This window comes from Hydrogenophaga sp. Root209, from assembly GCF_001428625.1.
Classification (GTDB): Bacteria; Pseudomonadota; Gammaproteobacteria; order Burkholderiales; family Burkholderiaceae_C; genus Hydrogenophaga.
In genome coordinates this window covers 125,047-145,210 of sequence record NZ_LMIE01000012.1, presented here as the reverse complement: position 1 = coordinate 145,210, position 20,164 = coordinate 125,047, and the positions used below count along the sequence as shown (strand labels likewise).

Sequence of the window (20,164 nt, the reverse complement as noted above, 5' to 3'; positions counted from 1 at the left end):
CTCCTCCTTGATTTCGCTCTGCAGAGCACACCGGTGCAGCGGCCTGAGCCGGATGTTGGCGCGCCATCTTATTCGCGGAGTCGGCCGCCCCGCTGTGAGCGACAGGGAACCGTCGGAGAAAAACTCAGACAGGCACCGTTCGATGAGCAACAGGCGTCTCGGGCACCGGATACCCCGCCGCGCCAAACGTGCTCACCACCGCCTTGTGCGTGTCGAAGTAGACCTGCCAGTAGTGGTCGGTGTGCGTGTACGGACGCACGCAAAGCAGGGGTCCCTCGGGCGTGAACTGCAGGATTTCCACATCGGGCGCCGGCGACGCGACCACGTTGGGGATTGCGGCCACGGCGGTGCGCAGGCGCGTCATGGCGTCGTTCACGTCCACGCTGTTCGCCACCTTCGCCAGGCAGTCCACGCGGCGGAACGGCTCGTGGCTGAAGTTCTGGATGTTGTCGGAGAACACCTTGTTGTTGCCCACGATGGTGGTCACATTGTCGGGTGTGAGGATGGTGGTGGCGAACAGGCCGAGCTCCTTCACGGTGCCGGTGGTGCCGCCGGCGCAGATGAAATCACCCACCTTGTAGGGCCGCAGCACCTGCAGAAAGATGCCCGCCGCGAAGTTCGCCAGCATGCCGCTCCAGGCCACACCGATGGCCAGGCCCGCGCCCGCCAGCAAGGCCGCGAACGAGGTGGTGCGCACGCCGAAGATGTCCAGGATCGCGAGGATCAGGACGATGGTCAGCAGCACCGAAATGATGGACTTGAGGTAGTGGATCAGCGTCTGGTCGAGCTTTCGGCCCTTCTCCATCGCCCGCCCCATCAGACCCACGGCAATGCCGATCAGCCAGCGCCCCACGATCCAGGCCGCGATGGCGCCGAGCACCTTGAGGCCGAAGTCCGCGCCCTGCGTGACGAGAAAATCCCAGATGACTTCCGTGTTCATAATCGTTCCTCCTCAGGTTAGATACAAAGATGCAGCACCCACATCACCCGCTCGGGGAACCGAATCCCTTCGATACCCTGCCCCCCGTGGCGGAGGCATTGTGCTCCAGGCCATGCCATTGCGCTGACGGGGTTGCCGCATGAAGGCCGGCGCCAACGCCGCCGCACGCAAGCGAAGCACGGTGCAGACCTTGCCCGAGGTGACCATCTCCGAAGACAGCGAGGTGCGCTTTCTGCACCTGGGCACCGAGTGGATCCAGGGCTCCATGCTGCTGGACGCACCGTTCGACATCGAGCTCGACTACGTCCAGCGCATGATGGCCTGGCTGCTGTTCGTGGAACCCGATTCGGTGAGCAAACGCCGCGCCCTGCAGCTCGGCCTGGGGTCGGCCGCGCTCACCAAGTTCTGCTTCAAGAAGCTGCGCATGGACACCACCGCCATCGAGATCAACCCGCAGGTGGTGGTGGTGTGTCGCAACTGGTTCAAGCTGCCCGCCGATGGGCCCAGGCTGCGCGTGGTGCTGGCCGATGCGGGTGAGGAGATTCGCCGGGCCGACCACCTGGGCGCCTACGACGCGCTGCAGGTGGACCTGTACGACCACGAGGCCGCCGCACCCGTGCTCGACAGCCCGGACTTCTACGCCGACTGCCGCAACGCCCTCACCGACGAAGGCTGCCTCACGGTCAACCTGTTCGGGCGCGACGCCAGCTACGAGCGCTCGCTGCAAAGCCTGTGCGCCGCCTTCGGCGACGACGCCGTGTGGGCCTTCAAGCCCACGCGCGAAGGCAACACCGTGGTGCTGGCCCAGCGCACGCCGCACCGGCCCACCCGCATGCAGCTGCTGGCGCGGGCCGAGCTTGTGCAGGAACGCTGGGGTCTGCCTGCGGTCAAGTGGTTGAAGCTGTTCAAACCCGTTGCCTGAAACGCCTATGAAACAAACCACCAGATCCCCTGCTGCAACAGACCACACCGGCCCTCTGGACTGGCGCACGCTGGTGCAGTGGCTGCAGGATGACGGTGTGATCTCCAGCGCCGAGGCCGAGCGCACCGTGGCGCGCTGCGCTTCGGCGCACAGCGCGCAGCATCCGCTGCAACGCCTGTCGGTGGTGGGCATGGCGCGCAAGGCCGACAGCCATGTGCTCGATGTGGAGCTGCTCACGCAGTGGCTGGCCCAGCGCAGCGGGTTGGATTACATGCGCATCGATCCGCTCAAGGTGGACGTGGGCAAGGTGGCCGACGTGATGAGCGCGGCCTACGCCGAGCGCCACAAGGTGCTGCCGGTGCAGGTGAGCCCCACCGAGGTGGTGGTGGCCACGGCCGAACCGTACATCCGCGACTGGGTGCCCGAGGTGCAGCGCCAGACGCGCAAGAATGTGCGCCTGGTGCTCGCCAGCCCGCAGGCCATCAGCAGTTTCACCGCCGAGTTCTTCGCGCTCGCCAAGTCGGTGCGCGCAGCCAGCAAGAGTGGTGGCCAGAACGGCTTTGGCAGCTTCGAGCAACTGGTGGAGCTGGGCAAGGCCAACAAGCAGCTCGACGCCAACGACCAGGGCGTGGTGCAGGTGGTCGACTGGTTGTGGCAGTACGCCTTCGACCAGCGCGCCAGCGACATCCACCTGGAGCCGCGGCGCGAGCAGGGCGTGATCCGCTTTCGCATCGATGGCGTGCTGCACCCGGTCTACCAGATGCCCATCGGTGTGCTCACCGCCATGACCGCGCGCATCAAGTTGCTCGGGCGCATGGACGTGGTGGAGCGCCGGCGCCCGCAGGACGGCCGCATCAAGACGCTGCGCCCCGGCGTGGCGGGCGCGCGCGGTGAAGAGGTGGAGATGCGCCTGTCCACGCTGCCCACCGCGTTTGGTGAAAAACTCGTCATGCGCATCTTCGACCCCGAGTCGACGGTGAAGGACCTCAGTGCCTTGGGCTTCGCCGCCCACGACGCGCAGCGCTGGGAGGCGCTCACCAAACACCCGCACGGCATCGTGCTGGTGACCGGTCCCACCGGCTCGGGCAAGACCACCACGCTCTACGCCACGCTCAAGCGCCTGGCCACCGAAGAGGTGAATGTGAGCACGGTGGAGGACCCGATCGAGATGATCGAGCCGGCCTTCAACCAGACGCAGGTGCAGGCCCACCTGGACCTGGACTTCGCGCAGGGCCTGCGCGCCCTCATGCGGCAGGACCCGGACATCATCATGGTGGGCGAGGTGCGCGATCTCGCCACCGCCGAGATGGCGGTGCAGGCCGCGCTCACCGGCCACCTGGTGTTCACCACGCTGCACACCAACGACGCGCCCTCGGCCATCATGCGGCTGATGGAGCTGGGCATTCCGCCCTACCTCATCAACGCCACGGTGCTCGGCGTGCTCGCGCAGCGCCTGGTGCGCACACTGTGCCTGGCCTGCAGAACGCAGCAGGACAAGACCCAGGCCGCTGCATCACGCGAGTCGCTGGCCGAGTTGGTCAAGCCCTGGCAGATCAGTGGCAGCTACCGGCCCTACCAGCCCGTGGGTTGTGTGGATTGCCGCATGACCGGGTTTCGCGGGCGCATGGGCCTGTACGAGCTGCTCACGGTCACCGAATCGTTCAAGGACAAGGTCAGCCGCGAGCCGCGCCTGGATGCGCTGCGCAAGCAGGCCGTGGCCGACGGCATGCGCCCGCTGCGCCTGGCCGGTGCCATGCGCGTGGCCGAGGGCCTGACCACCATGGACGAGGTGCTGGCCTGCACGCCACCGGTGCAGTGAGGCCCGCAGTGGGCATCAGTCCCGCCCGAGTCCGTGCCTGAACTGCTCGGCGGCATCGATCAGGTCCCACACCTCCTGACCCAGCGCGTCGGCATCGAGCTCGATGTCCACCACGCGCTGGTACACCGCCGCGTTCTCGGTGGGTTCGATGCCCAGGCGGTCGCTGTCTCCGAGTCTGGTGTTGCCCATCAACAAGGCCTCGCACAGCGACGCGCGCGGGCCACTGTGGCGCGGCAGGGCGCAGATGTGGGCCTGCATCACCAGCTTGGGCTCGTTGTCGCGGGGGCGTAGCAACACGCGGGTGTCGTTCACGCGCAGCACGGTCGAACCGCGGCGCGAATCGGTCAAGGCTTTCAGCAAGGTGTCGACGTGTTCGAGGAGCGGCGCGGGACGTGGGGAAGATGGCATGTGGCAAATCCTGTGAGGCGTGTTCGGAGCAACCGCAGGCTGGGTGCGGAGCTGGCTGTGGCACAGGTTAGGGACTTGCTGGCGTGCGGGGTGATCGCGCAGGGCTTCATCAAGGTGAAGTCATGCATGCGACAGGAACGCCTGGGGGATCGGCATGAGACATACCCCGCCTTGGCGTCCGTTATCGCGCGTTGCCGATAATCGATCGATGCGCGCCGCCCCCACACCTCATCTCGCCACCGGATTGCTGCTCGCGGGCGCAGGCTCCGTTGCCTTCAGCGGCAAGGCCATCATCGTGAAGCTTGCCTACCGCCATGGTGTGGACGCGGTCACGCTGATCATGTACCGCATGCTGTTTGCGCTGCCGCTGTTTCTGGCGCTGGCCTGGTGGGCCTCCTACCGGCAAGGAGGTGGAGCGAAGGCGCCGCTCACCCGCCGGGACTGGATGGGCATCCTGGGCCTGGGCTTCACCGGCTATTACCTCGCCAGCTTCCTGGATTTCTGGGGCCTGCAGTACGTCAGCGCCAGCCTGGAGAGACTCATCCTCTACCTCAATCCAACGCTGGTGCTGGTGCTGGGCTGGGTGATCTACAAGCGTCGCATCACGCGACTGCAGGCACTCGCCATGGCCGTGAGCTACGGCGGCGTGCTGCTGGTGTTTGGCCACGAGGCCGGTCTGCAGGGACCCAACGCGCTGCTGGGTGCTCTGCTGGTGTTCGGCAGCGCAGTGAGCTACGCCATCTACCTCGTTTACAGCGGCGAGCTGGTGCGGCGGCTGGGCTCCATGCGGCTGGTGGGGCTGGCCTCCAGCGTGGCCTGTGTGTTGTGCCTGGCTCAGTTCGCGTTGTTGCGCCCCATGAGCGCGGCACTGGTGGCGCCCGAGGTGATCTGGCTCTCGGTGCTCAACGCCACGCTGTGCACCTTCGCGCCCGTGCTCATGGTGATGATGGCCATCGAGCGCATCGGCTCGGGCCTGGCGGCGCAGACCGGCATGGTGGGCCCGATGTCGACCATCGTCATGGGCGTGGTGATTCTCGGTGAGCCGTTCAACGGCTGGATCGTGGTGGGCACGGTGCTCGTGCTCTCCGGTGTGTTTCTGGTGACGCGCTTCGGCCGTGCCAGTTGATCGATTTTTTCAGGAGACTTTTCATGGATCTGGGTATCAAGGGCAAATGGGCGCTGGTGTGTGGTGCGAGCAAGGGACTGGGGCTGGGCTGCGCGCAGGCGTTGGCCGCCGAGGGTGTGAACGTGGTGCTGGTGGCGCGCGGTGCGCGTGACCTGGACGCCGCCGCGCAGGCACTGCGGGCCGAGGCTGCGGGCGTGACGGTGCTGACGGTGGCCGCCGACATCACCACGCCCGAGGGCCGTGTGGCCGCGCTGTCGGTGCCGGGCGGTCCCGGCGCGGCCTTCGACATCGTGGTCAACAACGCGGGTGGTCCGCCGCCGGGCGACTTCCGAGCCTGGGACCGCGACGTGTGGATCAAGGCGCTTGACGCCAACATGCTCACGCCCATCGAGCTCATCAAGGCCACGGTGGACGGCATGGCGCAGCGCGGCTTCGGTCGCATCATCAACATCACCTCGGGTGCGGTGAAGGCGCCGATCGACATCCTGGGCCTGTCCAACGGGGCGCGCAGCGGCCTCACCGGCTTCGTTGCCGGCGTGGCGCGCAGCCCGCTGGCAGCGCAGGGCGTGACGGTCAACAACCTGCTGCCCGGAGCCTTTGACACCGACCGTCTCAAGACCACGCTGGCCGGTGCCGCCGAAAAAACCGGTCAGTCGGTGGACGCGATCGCCGATGCGCGACGCAAGAACATCCCGGCCAAGCGCTTTGGTACCTCGGAGGAATTCGGCGCCATCTGCGCATTCCTCTGCAGCGTGCACGCTGGCTACATCAATGGCCAGAACGTGCTGGCCGATGGAGGGGCTTACCCGGGCACGTTCTGAGGGGGCGTGCAGAAGCCGATCGCGATCAGGCGCACACAACCCTGGGCTTGAAGGCGGCCAGCAGGCGCGTGGCCAGCGGCACCAGCAGCATCAGCGCGGCAGCGGCCCACAAACCGATCGAGATCGGGCTGGCCACCAGGATGGCCGCGTCGCCGTTGCTGATGGACAGCGCGCGGCGCAGGTTCTGCTCCATCATGTCGCCCAGCACAAAGCCCAGGATCAGCGGCGCCATGGGGATGCCCTGCTTGCGCAACAGGTAGGCCGCGAAGCCCAGGCCGGTCATCAGGACCAGGTCGAACGTGGTGGCGTGCACCGCGTAAACGCCCACGCTGCTGACGGCCACGATGCCGGGCACCTGCAGCCAGTTGGGCACGCTCAGCACCTTGGTGAACACGCCCACCAGGGGGATGTTGAGCACCAGCAGGATCACGTTGGCCACGAACAGCGAGGCGATCAGGCCCCACACCAGATCGGGCTGCTGCGTGAACAGGGCCGGGCCGGGCGTGATGTTGTAGAGCGAGAGCGCGCCCACCATCACCGCCGTGGTGCCCGAGCCGGGCACACCCAGCGTGAGCATGGGCACGAAGGAACCGGTGGCGGCCGAGTTGTTGGCCGCTTCGGGCGCGGCCACGCCGCGGATGTCGCCCTTGCCGAACGTGCCTTCCTTGTCGGTCAGGCTCTTTTCCATGGAGTAGGTCATGGCGCTGGCGATGGTGGCGCCCGCGCCGGGCAGCACGCCCACCGCAAAACCGACCACGCTGGAGCGCAGCGTGCCCCACCAGGTGGACTTGAGTTCCTTCCAGTTGAAGAGCATGCGACCGGTCTGGGTGACCATGCCGGTGCTGCTGTGGTGTTGCTGCAGCATCAGCAGCAGTTCGCTGATCGAGAACACGCCGATCACCACCACCACGAACTGAATGCCGTCAGACAGATGAACGTCACCGCCGGTGAAGCGGTACACGCCGGAATTGGAGTCCAGGCCCACGCAGGCCATCGAAAGGCCGATGAGGGCCGCCAGACCGGCCTTGACCGGCGCGTCGCCCATGAGGCCAGCGATGCAGGCGAAGGCAAAACACATGAGCGCGAAGTACTCGGCCGGGCCGAACGAGAGCGCCCAGCGGGCCAGCAGTGGCGCGAACAGCACGATGCCGATGGTGGCCACCAGCGAGCCCACGAAAGAGCTCCAGGCCGAAATGGACAGTGCCACGCCGCCCTGGCCGTTGCGTGCCATCGGGTAGCCGTCCAGCGCGGTCATGATGGCGCCCGCGTCGCCCGGCACGTTGAGCAGGATGGACGAGATGCGCCCGCCGTATTCGCAGCCGATGTACACAGCCGCCAGCAGGATGAGCGAGCTTTCCGGCGGCAGCTTCATGGCAAAGGCCAGCGGCATCAGGATGGCCACGCCGTTGATCGGGCCCAGGCCGGGCAGCAGGCCGACGATGGTGCCGATGAAACAGCCCAGCGCGGCGATGAGCAGGTTGGTCGGGCTCAGCGCCACGCCAAAGCCCATGACCAGGTGTTGCAGGACGTCCATGTCAGTTTCCTCCGAGCAGCGCGGCCAGCGGGCCGGTCGGCAGCACCACATCCAGCAGCTTGTCAAACAGCAGGAACAGCACCAGGCCCAGTGCAGTGCCTCCGGCGAGCGACTGTTTCCAGCTGCCGCCAAACGCCATGCCCACCGGCACGGCCATCAGGGCCGTGGCCAGCGGGAAGCCCAGCCACTGAAACAGCAGCGCGTAGGCCAGCACGGCGGCCGCGCACAGAGCCGTGGACTTCCATGGAACACCGTGGAAGGCTTCGGCGCCTGCGCTGGGGCGCAGCACCAGCCAGAGGCCCGAGAGGCCCAGACCACACGCCAGCAGCAACGGGAAAGCGCGCGGGCCGACAGGTTCGTAAGAGATGGCGGCGGCGTAGTCTTGCGCGGCCCAGGCCATGGCGGCGGACGCGACAACACACACCACGCCGAGAACGCGGTCACTCATGGGGAGACTCCGGTGAGAAAGCGGGAGGCGAGCCACCGCAGGGGTGGCGCCGCGAAGCAGGGCCGTGGCCCTGCGGGTATCACTTGGCGGGCACGACGTTCAGGCCGAACTCTTCGGCCAGCTTGCGGTAGCCGGCCACCTGCTTCTTGACGTAGGCGTCCAGCGGCGCGCCAGTCAGGGCCAGGGGGAACAGGCCGCGCTCGCTGCGCAGCTTGTCGTAGGCGGGCGTGGCCATCAGCTTGGTGAAGGTGTCGGCCCAGAGTTTGTAGTCGGCGTCGCTGACCTTGGGGCCGAGGTAGAAGCCGCGCACGATGGGCCATTCCACGTCATAACCCTGCTCGGCGGCGGTCGGGATGCTGGCCATGTCGCCAGTGAGGCGCTTGTCGTTCATCACCGCCAGGATGCGGACCTTGGCGCCGGCCTTGATCTGCTGTCCTGCCTCGGCCGCGTCGCCGGTGAACACGTGGATGTGACCGCCCTGCAGCGCGGTCAGTGCTTCACCGCCGCCTTCAAAGGCCACGTAGCGCATGGTCTTGGGGTTCACGCCGGCGGCGCGCGCGGTCAGTGCAGCCTTCATCCAGTCCTGGCTGCCCACGGTGCCTCCGGCGCCCAGCACCACCTTGGTGGGGTCTGCCTTGATGGCGGCCATCACATCCTTGAGCGACTTGAAGGGTGAGTTCTCGGCCACCACCACGGCGCCGTAGTCGGTGCCGATGGCGGCGAGCCAGCGCACGTCGTTCTCGGTGTAGCGGCCGAACTTGCCCTGGGCCAGATTCAACAACGAACCGCCCGAGAACGCGACGATGGCATTGGCCGCGTCGGGCTTCTGGGCGATCACGGTGTTGTAAGCCACGGCGCCAATGCCGCCGGGCATGTAGGTCACGCGCATCGGGTCGGCGATGAACTTGCCCTCCTGCAGCGCGCTTTGCACCAGCTTGCAGGTGAGATCGAAGCCGCCGCCGGGCTTGGCCGGCGCGATGCACTCGGTCTTGTCCAGAGCGCCGGCGGCGAAAGCGGTGACGGCGCTGGCCGAGACGGCCACAGCAACCAGACGGGATGTGATGCTCATGAAAGTGTCTCCTCTTGGGGGTGAAACGCTCGCAACGGATCTGTTGCGATGAGGGCACTGTAGAAAAAGCTCACTTTCAGGCCGCTTTCAGCGATGAGGCCGATTTTTCAGGGTTAACCCGGATCCCTCGCCGAGGTGCCGGCGCTCGCCAACTCCATCGTGACCTCCAGCCCGCGCCCCTCGGGCCCGGCGCTCACCCGCATCTCGCCACCATGGCGCTGGGCCACGGTGCGCGCAATCGCCAGCCCCAGGCCGGAGCCGGGCAACGGGCCCTGGCGGCCGCGGAAGAACCGCTCGCCGGCGCGCGCCAGTTCGTCGGGCGGCAGGCCAGGCCCGTTGTCGACCACGCTGAAGCGCACACGGTCCTCGCTGTGGCCCACCGCGAGCGTCACGTGGCAGCCTGCACCGCCGTGGCGGATGGCGTTGTGCAGCAGGTTGGACAAGGCTTCCTTCAGCAGGCCGGGCTCGCCGCGAAAGGGCAGCGTGGCCATGGGCGCCTGCAGGCCCAGGTCCACCCCCTGTTCGCGTGCCATCGGCCACCAGCGGCGCATCAGGTCTTCGGCCAGCACCACCGCGTCCAGCAGTTCGGGTTCGGGCGCCGCGCTGTCCGCCTTGGCCAGTGAGAGCATCTGATTGGTCTGGCGGATGGTTTCGTCGAGTTGCTGGCGGATGTTGTCCATCACCTCGCGCAGCGCGGCAGGGTCGTCCTCGCGTTGGGCAAAGGCCACCTGTGTGGCCAGCGTGGTCAGCGGCGTGCGCAGCTGGTGCGAGGCGTCGTCGATGAAGCGCCGGCGCGCCTCGGCCTGTTCGCGGTTGCGCCCGATATGGTGGTTGATCGCACCCACCAGCGGCAGCACCTCGGCCGGCACACCCTCGCTGTCCATCGGGGTGAGATCCTGCGGTGGGCGGGCTTCCACGTCCTGGCGCAGCCGCGCCAGGGGGCGCATGGCCCAGGCGATGGCCAGACCGAACAGGGTGCTGGCCACCGCGACCAGCAGGAAGTCGCGCGCCACCGACTGCAGCACCAGGGAGCGCCGGAAGTCGGTGCGGGCCTCCAGCGTCTCGGCCACCTGAATCACCACACGCTGCGGTCCTGGCTGGCCTGCCAATGGTGTGGACAGCTCGCGCGCGTAGCTGCCCACGCGCACCGGTTCTCCAAAGTACACACCTTCGTGAAACTGGGGCTTGCCCGACTGCAGCGGACTGGGCGCAAGGGGCAGATCGGAACTGCCGATCTCGACCAGTCCGTCTTCGGTGGCGATCCTGTAGTAGACCTGCCCGTTGGCGGTGAGCTCGAAGAACTCCAGCATGCGGTAGGGCAACTCCACACCCAGACCGCCGCTGGCAGTGGAAATGCTGGAGTCGATGGACTTCACCGCGCCCAGCAGGGATCGGTCGTAGGCCGCGTCGGCCGCTTCGCTGGCGGTGCGCCAGGCCAGCCAGAGCTCGGCCGAAAACACCAGCAGCATGCCCGGTACCAGCACCACCAGCAGCGTGCGGCGGATGCTGCCGCCGAGCCAGTGCGACAGCCTCATGTTGGACATTCCAGGAGGTAACCCATGCCTCGCAGCGTGGTGATGCGCACGGGAGATGCTTCGAGACGCTTGCGCAGGCGGTGCACCAGCACCTCGATGGCTTCCGGGTTCACGTCCTGTTCGTCGGAGAACACGCGCTCCACCAGTTCGCGCTTGGACAGGGCTTCGCCACTGTGCTGGATCAGCGCGCGCAACACCGCGTGTTCGCGCGGCGTGAGGGTGAGTGGCTCATGCAGCAGGCGGAACTGTCTGGCGGCGCTGTCGTAGCTGAGAGGCCCGCAGGCAAAGCGAGGATGTTCCTGTCCGCGCGAACGGCGGATCAATGCGATCAGCCGCGCTTCGAGTTCGCTCACCTCGAAGGGCTTGGCCAGGAAGTCGTCAGCCCCGCCGTGCAGGCAGCTCACGCGCTCCATGAGCGAGTCGCGCGCGGTGAGGATGAGAACCGGCAGGCGCTCGTCGGCCTCGCGCAGGTCGGCCAGTATATCGTGTCCACCCAGTCCGGGCAGACCCAGATCCAGGATCAGCGCGTCGTATTTCGTGGCCTTGAGGCTGCGGCGCACCAGGCGGCCGTCGTTCACCCAGTCGACCTGGAAGTCGCTCTGGGCAAGGGCCTTGGTGAGCCAGTTGCCCAGTTCGGTTTCGTCTTCGGCCAACAGGATTCTCATGGGCATGCCCTCGGATGGGTGGCGCGGGTGTCTCGCCCGACCGCGCATTGTCGGGCTGAATCGGGCCTGCCTCAGCGCCGGGAGCTGACCAGAATCCCGCCCACGATCAACACGAAGCCGGCCAGGTGGTAGAGCTGCGGTGGCTCGCGCAGCAGCGTGGCCGAGAGCAGGGCGGCGAACAGGGGCGTGAGGTTGTTGAAGAAGGACGCCATGGCCGGGCCCACCCGCGCCACGCCGGCGCCCCAGCAGCGGTAGGCCACGAGCGAAGGACCCACCGCCACGTAGACCAGCGCGGCCGCGAGCGGCCAGCCCCACTGGATGTGGTGCGCGCCATCGGCCAGCGGCGGCAGCGTGAGCCACTCGCCAGCGGCGAACAGGCCCGACCAGAGCACGCCCATCACGATCTGCGCGAGCAGGAAGGTGGCCCAGTCGGCCTTGATGTGGGCCGGTTCCGTGCCTGGCTTGGGCCGCACCAGCAGCCAGCTGTACCAGGCCCAGAGCAGCGAAGCCAGCAGGATCCAGGCGTCACCCGGCACCAGCTTCACCGCCAGCAGGTGGTCGAGTTCGCCGCGCGAGAGCACCACCGCCACGCCGGTGAGCGACAGCACGGCGCCCAGCGCCGCACGGCGCGAGATGGCCTCGCCGTAAAGGATGCGGCCCAGCAGCAACATCCACACCGGCATGCTCGACGCGACCAGCGTCACGTTCAATGGCGTGGAGGTTTTCAGGGCCACGTACTGGAGGGCGTTGTAGCAGCCCACGCCCAGCAGGCCCAGCAGCGCGAAACGCCGCCAGTGTGGCCACATGCCGTCGCGGCCCGGAAGCAGCACGCGCCCGGCAATGGGCAGCATCAGCAACAGGGCCAGCGCCCAGCGCAGGAAGTTGAGCGTGACCGGTGGCACCACGCCCTGCATCATCCGGCCCACCACGGCGTTGCCTGCCCACATGAGCGGTGGGATCACCAGGAGGGCGATGGTGGCGGGCGTGAGGCGTGGGGTGGGTGCAGCTGACATCGGCTGGACTGTAGCAACCCGAGCATGTCCGGTCGGTTGATGGGGACGATGGGCTGTCGCCCCGGCGATCCGGTGCATTCGTGGCAGCATCCAAGGGCACTGTTTCAACAACGAGGAGACCCTCCATGAGCACACAAGAAACCCGCGCTGTCCGCATCCACGCCCCCGGTGGCCCCGAGCAACTCGTCATCGACACCCTGAGCGTGGGCGACCCTGGCCCGGGTCAGGTGCGCATCCGCCACCACGCCATCGGTCTGAACTTCATCGATGTCTACCAGCGCAGCGGTCTCTACCCGTTTCCCATGCCGCTGTCGCTGGGCATGGAAGGCGCGGGCGTGATCGAAGCAGTGGGCGAGGGCGTGACGCACCTCAAGGCCGGTGACCGCGCGGCCTACGCGGCCAACCCGCCCGGCAGCTACTGCGACGTGCGCGTGATGCCGGCCATGAACGTGTGCGAGTTGCCCGAGGCGATCGATTTCGAGACCGGCGCGGCCATGATGCTCAAGGGCCTCACCGCGCAGTACCTGCTCAAGCACTGCCGCCCGGTCGACGGACTGGAGCCGGGCGACTTCGTGCTGTTTCACGCTGCTGCCGGTGGCGTGGGCCTGATCGCCTGCCAGTGGGCCAAGGCGCTCGGTCTGCAACTGATCGGTACGGCGGGGTCGGACGAGAAGTGCAAACTGGCCCTGGAGAACGGTGCCAGCCACGCCATCAACTACCGCACCGAAGACTTTGCCGCGCGGGTGAAGGAGATCACCAACGGCCAGGGTGTGAAGGTGGTGTACGACTCGGTGGGCAAGGACACGTTTGACAAATCGCTCGACTGCCTGCGCCCCTTCGGCCTGATGGCGAGCTTTGGCAATGCATCCGGCCCGGTGGCGCCTTTCGCGCCCGGCATCCTCGGCCCCAAGGGCTCGTTGTACGTGACGCGCCAGACCCTGTTCTCGCACATCACCAGCCGCGAGCGCACGCAGGCCATGGCCGACGACTTGTTCGCGATGGTCGAAGGCAATCAGGTGAAGATCCACATCGACCAGCGTTTTCCCCTGACCGAGGTGCGCAAGGCGCATGAGAGTCTTGAGGCGCGGGCTACCACTGGCTGCACCATTCTGTTGCCCTGAGTTTTCGTGCCTGCGTTGTTGGTTGCCTTGGAGCATTGGGTAGCCGACTCCGCGAATGTCCCCCGGCGGCTGGAGCCGCCTCCTCCTTTATTTCGCTGCGTCGGTTACCCAATGCTCCAAGGCCGCGAGCACCCGGGCGATCCAACGTTCGAACGCCCACACGTCTCTGATCGGGGCGTGATGGCGTTCTGCGCAGCGAAATAAAGGAGGAGGGGCCGCAGGCCCCGGGGGACATTCGCGGAGCAGAGCGCCGTCACGCCCCGATCCCGCGAGGTCAATGCACGGAAAGTCAGGCAGGCTGCGCCTGCCTGGGTGCAACGTCAGCCAACGCCCGCTCCAGATGTTGCAGCGTGGCCGGCACGTCGTGCCACTTGTCCAAGCCGAAGAGGCCGATGCGGAAGGTCTTGAACTCCGGGCCTTCATCGCATTGCAACGGCACACCCGCAGCCGTCTGCAGACCCACCGCCAGAAACTTCTTGCTCGACTGGATCTCGGGGTCGGTGGTGTAACTCACCACCACGCCGGGCGCCTGAAAACCGCTGGCCGCCACGCTGGGGAAACCATGGCGCTCCAGCAGTGCGCGCACCTGCGAACCGAGGGCGATCTGCTCCTGCCGCACCCGCTCGTAGCCATAGGCCTCGGTCTCCACCATCGTCTCGCGCAGCCGCGTCAGCGCGTCGGTGGGCAAGGTGGTGTGGTACGCGTGGCCGCCGCCTTCGTAGGTTTCCATGATCTGCAGCCACTTCTTCAGATCCATTGCAAAGGTGGTGCTCTGCGTGGCGTCGATGGCGGTGCGGGCTCGCTCGCTGAGCATCACCATGGCGCAGCAGGGTGAGCTGCTCCAGCCTTTCTGGGGAGCCGAGATCAGGATGTCCACACCAGTGGCCTTCATGTCGACCCACATGGCGCCGGAGGCAATGCAGTCCAGCACGAACAGGCCCCCCACCGCGTGCACCGCATCGGCCACGGCCTTCAGATAGTCGTCGGGCAGGATCATGCCGGCGGCGGTTTCCACGTGCGGTGCGAACACCAGCGTGGGCTTCTCGCGTGCGATGGTTGCGACCATCTCTTCAATCGGTGCCGGAGTCCACGCGGCCTGTGCGCCTGTGCCGGTGCGCCGGGCCTTCATCACCGTGTGGCTGGCGGGGATGCTCCCCATGTCGAAGATCTGCGTCCAGCGGTAGCTGAACCAGCCATTGCGGATGACGAGCACGTGTTTGCCGTGGGCAAACTGGCGCGCCACCGATTCCATGCCGAAGGTGCCGCTGCCGGGCACCAGCACCGCCGAGTGCGCACCGTACACGCGCTTGAGCATGGCCGAGATGTCGGTCATCACGCCCTGGAAGCGTTTGGACATGTGGTTGAGCGCGCGGTCGGTGTAGACCACCGAAAACTCGAGCAGGCCGTCGGGGTCGATGTGGGGCAGCAGTCCGGGCATGTTGTTGTCTCCTGGGCGGGTCGCGGAAGGGAGGGCCAGCGTAGCACAGCACCTGCGATTTCGCAGCCGCGCAGCACAAGGCCCGGACACCGTCAGAGGCGGCTGACGTCTGCCGAGGGTGGCTCGCGAAGCCGGCTGGGAGCGAGCACGCCCGCACTGTCGAGGATGGGGTAGGCGATCGAGCAGATGTGCGAGTTGATGCGCTTGAGATCACTGATCAGGTCCAGATGCAACGCGCTGGTGTCCATGCTCTGCTGGCTCAGGCCCGAAAGGCGATCGAGGTGGGTCGCGGCGTACTCGCGCTCCATGTCGCGAAAGCGCACCTTCTCTTCCAGCAGCCGCTGGGCGTCGCGCACGTTGCCGTTGAGGAACACGCTCATGCCCAGGCGCAGGTTGTCCAGCAGTCGGGCGTGCAGCTCGCTGATCTCGGCCATGCCGGCTTCGGAGAAGTTGCGGCCCTTGCGGATCTTCTTGTCCTCGATGTCGAGCAGCACGCGCTCGACCGTGTCGCCGATTTGCTCCATGTTGATGGTGAAGCTGATGATGTCGGTCCAGCGCCGGCTCTCGGCCTCGCTGAGTTGCTGGCGCGAGATCTTGGTGAGGTAGTACTTGATCGCCGTGTACAGGCTGTCGACCGAATCATCGAGCTTGCGCAGGTCCTGTGCCAGCTTGAGGTCGTTGGTCTTGATCACGGTGACCACGCCGCGCAGCATGGTCTCCACGATGTCGGCCAGGTGCATGGCCTCGCGCGCGGCGCAGGAAATGGCGAGCGAGGGCGTGGCCAGCGCTGAAGGGTCGAGGTGGTTGGGCCGGTCCAGCGGGCTCTTGTCCGCCTTCAACGGCAGCAGGCGCTCCACCAGCCTGGCCACCGGCCGGGTGAGGCCGATGAACACCGCGCCCACCATCAGGTTGAAGCTCAGGTGGAACAGCACGGTCAGCGTGGCCGGATCCTGCACCATGGGCTGCATGAAGCGCAGCCAGGTGGGAATGAGCCAGATGGCGATGGCCACGCCGAACACCTTGAAGAGCAGGTTGCCCAGCGGCACCTGGCGGGTGCTGATGCCGGACTTGGCGGTGGTGATGACGGCCAGCAGACCGCTGCCCAGGTTGGCCCCCAGCACGATGCCCAGCGCCACATCGAGCCCCACCACCTGCAACGCGAGCGTGGAGGCCAGCAGCACCACGGCCAGGCTGGAATAGGCCACCACCGCGAGCGCGGCACCCACCAGGATTTCGAGCAGCAGGTCGCTGGTGAGCGACTCCAGCATCAGTTGCACCGCCGGGTTCTGCGTCAGCACGCTGGTGGCGCCGGAGATGAGCCGCAAGGCCAGCAGCATCAGGCCCAGGCCGATGAGCACGCGCCCGCAGTCACCCACGGACGTGCCCTGGCGCGAGATGAACAGCGTGACGCCCAGGAAAATGAACAGCGGCGAGAGCCACGACAGGTCGAAGGAAAACACCACGGCCATCAGGCTGGAGCCGATGTCGGCGCCCAGCATCACGGCCAGGGCGGCCGGCAGGGCAATCAGGCCGCGACCGACGAACGACGCCGTGATGAGCGCGGTGGCGGTGCTGGACTGCACCAGCGCCGTGACGCCCAGACCCGAGAGCGCCGCCGTGAAGCGGTTGCCCATGCTCGCGGCCAGGATCTGGCGCAGGTTGCTGCCGAAAACACGCAGCACGCCGTTGCGCACCAGGTGCGTGCCCCAGACGAGGAGGGCGATGGCCGCCAGAAGATCCAACAGATGTTTCATTGACGCAGAAACTATACGCCCGGGCGCTGCCGCCTTTGGGCGGCGTGGCTGCCTGGTGAACGAGGCCGGTTCAACGGTTGCGCCGCACGCGAAGGACTTCGTCGAGGATCAACGCCATGGCTCCGACCGTGATGGCCATGTCGGCGATGTTGAATGCCGGGAAGTGGCCGCCCGGGAACAGGCCTCCGAGAAAGTCCCAGTGGAAGTCCAGCCAGTCCACCACGTAGCCGTGCAGCAGGCGGTCGACCACGTTGCCGATGGCGCCGCCCAGGATGCAGGCCAGCGCGAACGCAAACAGCTTCTGGCCCGGGTTCGAACGCAGCATCCACACGATGAAGACGGCCGCGGCCGCCCCCACCGCGGTGAAGAACCAGCGTTGCCATCCACCCGCATCGGCCAGGAACGAGAAGGCGGCACCCGTGTTGTGCACGCGCACGACGTTGAAGAAGCTGGTGATGGTGGTGCTCTCGCCCAACTCGTAGTTGGCCAGGATCAGCACCTTGATGGCCTGATCGGCCACCACGAGCAAGGCGGCCAGACCCAGCCAGGGCCAGATGCCGCCAGTGTTGGTGCGGGTCATGATGCCTCCCGCCGGGCCGTCCCAAGGGAGGCATGCGCCCCCATGGGGGGCAGCGAATACACGAAGTGATGAGCGTGGGGGTTCATCTCAGGCCACCGAACGCGCTTCACCCGCGCCGAACAGGTTGCTGATGCAGCGGCCGCACAGCGTGGGGTGCGCGATGTCCACCCCCACGTCGTCGCGGTAGTGCCAGCAGCGCTCGCACTTGGCGGCGGTGGCCGGATTCACCTCGACCCGGGCATCGCCTTCCAGCAATTCGACCTGCGAGACGATCAACACGAACTTGAGGTCGTCACCGAGCGAGGTCAGCAGGGCGTGGTCGTCGGCCGGCACGGTGAGCCTGACCGTGGCCTGCAGGGACGAGCCCACGCCGCCAGCGGTGCGCACCGTTTCAATCTCCTTGTTCACCGTCTCGCGCACCGCGCGGATGCGCGACCACTTCGCCAGCAGTGCTTCATCGGCATCGGGCAGCTTTGCAAAAGTCTCGAAGAAGATCGAGCCCTGGTTCTGCGCACCGGCCAGCACCGGCCAGGCTTCCTCGGCCGTGAAGCTGAGGAACGGCGCCATCCATCGCAGCATGGCGTGGGTGATCTGGTGCAGCGCGGTCTGCGCACTGCGCCGGGCCAGGCTGCCCGGTGCCGTCGTGTAGAGCCTGTCCTTGAGCACGTCGAGGTAGAACGCGCCCAAGTCTTCCGAACAGTACACCTGCAGCTTGGCCACCACCGGGTGGAACTCGTACACCGCGTAGTGCGCGAGCACCTCGGCCTGGAACTGCGCCGCGCGCGCCAGGGCGTAGCGGTCGATCTCCAGCAATTGGTCCGGCGGCACGGCGTCGGTGACGGGGTCGAAGTCGCTCACGTTGGCGAGCAGGAAGCGCAGCGTGTTGCGGATGCGACGGTAGGCGTCGACCACGCGGGCGAGGATCTTGTCGTCGATGTTGAGGTCGCCCGAGTAGTCTGTGCTGGCCACCCACAGGCGCACGATCTCGGCGCCCAGTTTGCTGGTCACGCTCTGCGGCTCCACCGTGTTTCCCAGGCTCTTGCTCATCTTGCGGCCCTGGCCGTCGGTGGCGAAGCCGTGGGTGAGCAGGCCTTTATAGGGCGCGCGGTCGTAGAGCGCGCAGCCCAGCAGCAGCGAGCTGTGGAACCAGCCACGGTGCTGGTCGTGGCCTTCGAGGTAGAGGTCGGCCTCGGGGCCTTCTGTGTGAAACGCGCCGTTGGGGTAGGCGTTTGCGTGGCTGCCGCGCAGCACGTGCCAGAAGGTGGAGCCGGAATCGAACCACACCTCCAGGATGTCGGTGCTCTTGGTGTAGTGCGGTGCGTCGGTGGCGCCGAGGATCTCCTCGGTCGTCACGCGGCTCCAGGCCTCGATGCCACCTTTCTCCACGATGTTGGCCGCCTGGTCGAGGATCTCCATGGTGCGCGGGTGCAGTTCACCGCTGTCCTTGTGCAGGAAAAACGGCACCGGCACGCCCCAGCTGCGCTGGCGGCTGATGCACCAGTCGGGCCGGTTGGCGATCATGTCGCGCAGCCGGGTGCGGCCGTTCTCGGGGTAGAAGCGCGTGGCGTCGATGGCATCGAGCGCGAGCTGACGCAGCGTCTTGGGAGCCTTGTCTTTCGTGAACACGCCCTCGCCTTCGTCCATGCGCACGAACCACTGTGCCGCGGCGCGGTAGATCACCGGTGTCTTGTGGCGCCAGCAGTGCGGGTAGCTGTGGGTGATGCTTTGCGTGGCCATGAGGCGCCCGGCGGCCTTGAGCGCTTCCAGGATCACCGGCACGGCCTTCCAGATGTGCAGGCCGCCAAAGAGCGCAAGCTCGGCCGCATACGCGCCGTTGCCTTGCACCGGGTTGAGGATGTCGTCGACCGACATGCCGTGCGCCACGCAGGAGTTGAAGTCGTCCACGCCGTAGGCGGGTGAGGAGTGCACGATGCCGGTGCCGTCGGCGTCACTCACGTACTCGGCCAGGTACATGGGCGATAGGCGGCGATAGCCGGCATCAACGTCGAACAGCGGGTGGCGGAAGTTCAGGCCACCCAAAGCCTTGCCCGGTGCGGTGGCGACCACGGTGCCGGTGAGGCCGAAGCGCTCCAGGCATTTGTCGACCAGGGTCTCGGCCAGCACCAGGCAGCCCAGGGGCGTGTCGACCAGGGCGTAGGTGAAATCCGGGTGGGCGTTGAGCGCCTGGTTGGCGGGGATGGTCCAGGCGGTGGTGGTCCAGATCACGGCGAAGGCGGTCTTCTCCGCGGGCAACACACCCAGGCCAAAGGCGGTCGCGAGCTTTGCGCCGTCGTCGGTCTCGAAGGCCACGTCCAGCGTGTCACTCTTCTTGTCGGCGTATTCGATCTCGAACTCGGCCAGCGAGGAGCCGCAGTCGAAGCACCAGTACACCGGCTTCAGGCCACGGTAGACAAAGCCGCGCTCGATCACGCGCTTGAAGGCGCGGATCTCGCCGGCCTCGTTGGCCGGGTCCATGGTGCGGTAAGGGCGCTCCCAGTCGCCTAGCACGCCCAGGCGGCGGAAGTCCTCGCGCTGCTGGCCGATCTGCTCGGTGGCGAAGGCGCGGCTCTTGGCCTGCATGTCGTCGCGACTGAGGTTGCGGCCGTGCAGTTTTTCGATCGCGTTTTCGATCGGCAGGCCGTGGCAGTCCCAGCCGGGGATGTACTGCGCGTCAAAACCCGAGAGCTGGCGGCTCTTGACGATCATGTCCTTGAGCACCTTGTTGAGCGCGTGGCCGATGTGCAGCTTGCCGTTGGCGTAGGGCGGGCCGTCGTGCAGCACGAACAGCGGCGCACCGGCGCGTGCGTCGCGCAGGCGTTTGTACAGGCCGCCTTCTTTCCAGCTGTCGACCCAGCCCGGCTCGCGCTTGGGCAAGTCGCCGCGCATGGGGAACGGGGTGTCGGGCAGGTTCAGGGTGCTGCGGTAGTCGGCAGCAGCGGCGGTGGATTCAGACATGGCGGGGATTCCGTGG

Annotated in this window: 17 protein-coding genes; 5 read left to right on the top strand and 12 right to left on the bottom strand. The window is 67.0% G+C overall.

Going from position 1 to position 20,164, the window contains the following annotated elements; genetic code table 11:
* Positions 1-124: 124 nt before the first annotated feature.
* Positions 125-940: a mechanosensitive ion channel family protein gene (locus ASE11_RS09420; protein WP_056269617.1), complete on the bottom strand. Its 816-nt coding sequence runs from the start codon at positions 938-940 to the stop codon at positions 125-127.
* 139 nt (positions 941-1,079) lie between these two features.
* Here ASE11_RS09420 and ASE11_RS09415 point away from each other — a divergent pair, with 139 nt between their 5' ends.
* Together ASE11_RS09415 and ASE11_RS09410 are read left to right on the top strand one after the other, a co-directional pair.
* Entirely contained in the window at positions 1,080-1,862 is a 783-nt protein-coding gene (locus tag ASE11_RS09415; RefSeq protein ID WP_056269614.1) for a spermidine synthase, read from the top strand.
* Between the two features lie 7 nt (positions 1,863-1,869).
* The gene (locus ASE11_RS09410) at positions 1,870-3,681 is read left to right on the top strand and encodes a GspE/PulE family protein (protein WP_056269612.1); all 1,812 of its coding nucleotides are present in this window, start codon (positions 1,870-1,872) and stop codon (positions 3,679-3,681) included.
* A gap of 15 nt (positions 3,682-3,696) precedes the next feature.
* Here the strand turns inward: ASE11_RS09410 and ASE11_RS09405 are convergent, their stop codons facing one another.
* The gene (locus ASE11_RS09405; protein WP_056269610.1) at positions 3,697-4,089 is read right to left on the bottom strand and encodes a type III secretion system chaperone; all 393 of its coding nucleotides are present in this window, start codon (positions 4,087-4,089) and stop codon (positions 3,697-3,699) included.
* Between the two features lie 208 nt (positions 4,090-4,297).
* Here ASE11_RS09405 and ASE11_RS09395 point away from each other — a divergent pair, with 208 nt between their 5' ends.
* Positions 4,298-5,215, top strand: a complete 918-nt coding sequence (locus ASE11_RS09395) for a DMT family transporter (RefSeq protein WP_056269603.1) — start codon at positions 4,298-4,300, stop codon at positions 5,213-5,215.
* A gap of 23 nt (positions 5,216-5,238) precedes the next feature.
* Positions 5,239-6,036 carry an SDR family oxidoreductase gene (locus tag ASE11_RS09390; RefSeq protein ID WP_056269600.1) on the top strand — a complete coding sequence of 266 codons (798 nt, stop codon included), beginning with the start codon at positions 5,239-5,241 and terminating at the stop codon, positions 6,034-6,036.
* Between the two features lie 25 nt (positions 6,037-6,061).
* On the opposite strand, the gene ASE11_RS09385 is transcribed toward ASE11_RS09390, so the two are convergent.
* The 6 genes from ASE11_RS09385 to ASE11_RS09360 all read right to left on the bottom strand — a co-directional run bounded on the left by ASE11_RS09385 (position 6,062) and on the right by ASE11_RS09360 (position 12,300).
* Complete coding sequence (locus ASE11_RS09385) at positions 6,062-7,570, bottom strand: tripartite tricarboxylate transporter permease (RefSeq protein WP_056269597.1); 1,509 nt, start codon at positions 7,568-7,570, stop codon at positions 6,062-6,064.
* Between the two features lies 1 nt (position 7,571).
* Positions 7,572-8,018, bottom strand: a complete 447-nt coding sequence (locus ASE11_RS09380; RefSeq protein WP_056269594.1) for a tripartite tricarboxylate transporter TctB family protein — start codon at positions 8,016-8,018, stop codon at positions 7,572-7,574.
* A 79-nt stretch (positions 8,019-8,097) separates the two neighbouring features.
* A complete protein-coding gene (locus tag ASE11_RS09375) occupies positions 8,098-9,087 on the bottom strand; it encodes a Bug family tripartite tricarboxylate transporter substrate binding protein (RefSeq protein WP_056269591.1) in 990 nt (329 codons plus the stop codon).
* Between the two features lie 113 nt (positions 9,088-9,200).
* Positions 9,201-10,622: a sensor histidine kinase gene (locus ASE11_RS09370; RefSeq protein WP_056269589.1), complete on the bottom strand. Its 1,422-nt coding sequence runs from the start codon at positions 10,620-10,622 to the stop codon at positions 9,201-9,203.
* Positions 10,619-11,287, bottom strand: a complete 669-nt coding sequence (locus tag ASE11_RS09365) for a response regulator (protein WP_056270625.1) — start codon at positions 11,285-11,287, stop codon at positions 10,619-10,621. The genes ASE11_RS09370 and ASE11_RS09365 overlap by 4 nt, the downstream gene beginning before the upstream one ends.
* 71 nt (positions 11,288-11,358) lie before the next feature.
* On the bottom strand, positions 11,359-12,300 hold the full coding sequence (locus ASE11_RS09360) for a DMT family transporter (protein ID WP_056269586.1): 942 nt from the start codon (positions 12,298-12,300) through the stop codon (positions 11,359-11,361).
* Positions 12,301-12,425: 125 nt separating this feature from the next.
* Here ASE11_RS09360 and ASE11_RS09355 point away from each other — a divergent pair, with 125 nt between their 5' ends.
* Positions 12,426-13,421, top strand: coding sequence for a quinone oxidoreductase family protein (locus ASE11_RS09355; protein ID WP_056269583.1), 996 nt, complete (start codon positions 12,426-12,428; stop codon positions 13,419-13,421).
* A gap of 289 nt (positions 13,422-13,710) precedes the next feature.
* Here the strand turns inward: ASE11_RS09355 and ASE11_RS09350 are convergent, their stop codons facing one another.
* The 4 genes from ASE11_RS09350 to ileS form a co-directional block, all read right to left on the bottom strand.
* On the bottom strand, positions 13,711-14,859 hold the full coding sequence (locus tag ASE11_RS09350) for an aminotransferase class V-fold PLP-dependent enzyme (RefSeq protein ID WP_056269580.1): 1,149 nt from the start codon (positions 14,857-14,859) through the stop codon (positions 13,711-13,713).
* Between the two features lie 92 nt (positions 14,860-14,951).
* Positions 14,952-16,613: a Na/Pi cotransporter family protein gene (locus ASE11_RS09345; RefSeq protein ID WP_056269577.1), complete on the bottom strand. Its 1,662-nt coding sequence runs from the start codon at positions 16,611-16,613 to the stop codon at positions 14,952-14,954.
* Positions 16,614-16,683: 70 nt separating this feature from the next.
* Positions 16,684-17,193, bottom strand: coding sequence for a signal peptidase II (gene lspA / locus ASE11_RS09340; protein ID WP_056269576.1), 510 nt, complete (start codon positions 17,191-17,193; stop codon positions 16,684-16,686).
* Between the two features lie 87 nt (positions 17,194-17,280).
* Positions 17,281-20,148, bottom strand: a complete 2,868-nt coding sequence (ileS, locus tag ASE11_RS09335) for an isoleucine--tRNA ligase (RefSeq protein ID WP_056269573.1) — start codon at positions 20,146-20,148, stop codon at positions 17,281-17,283.
* Positions 20,149-20,164 lie beyond the last annotated feature (16 nt).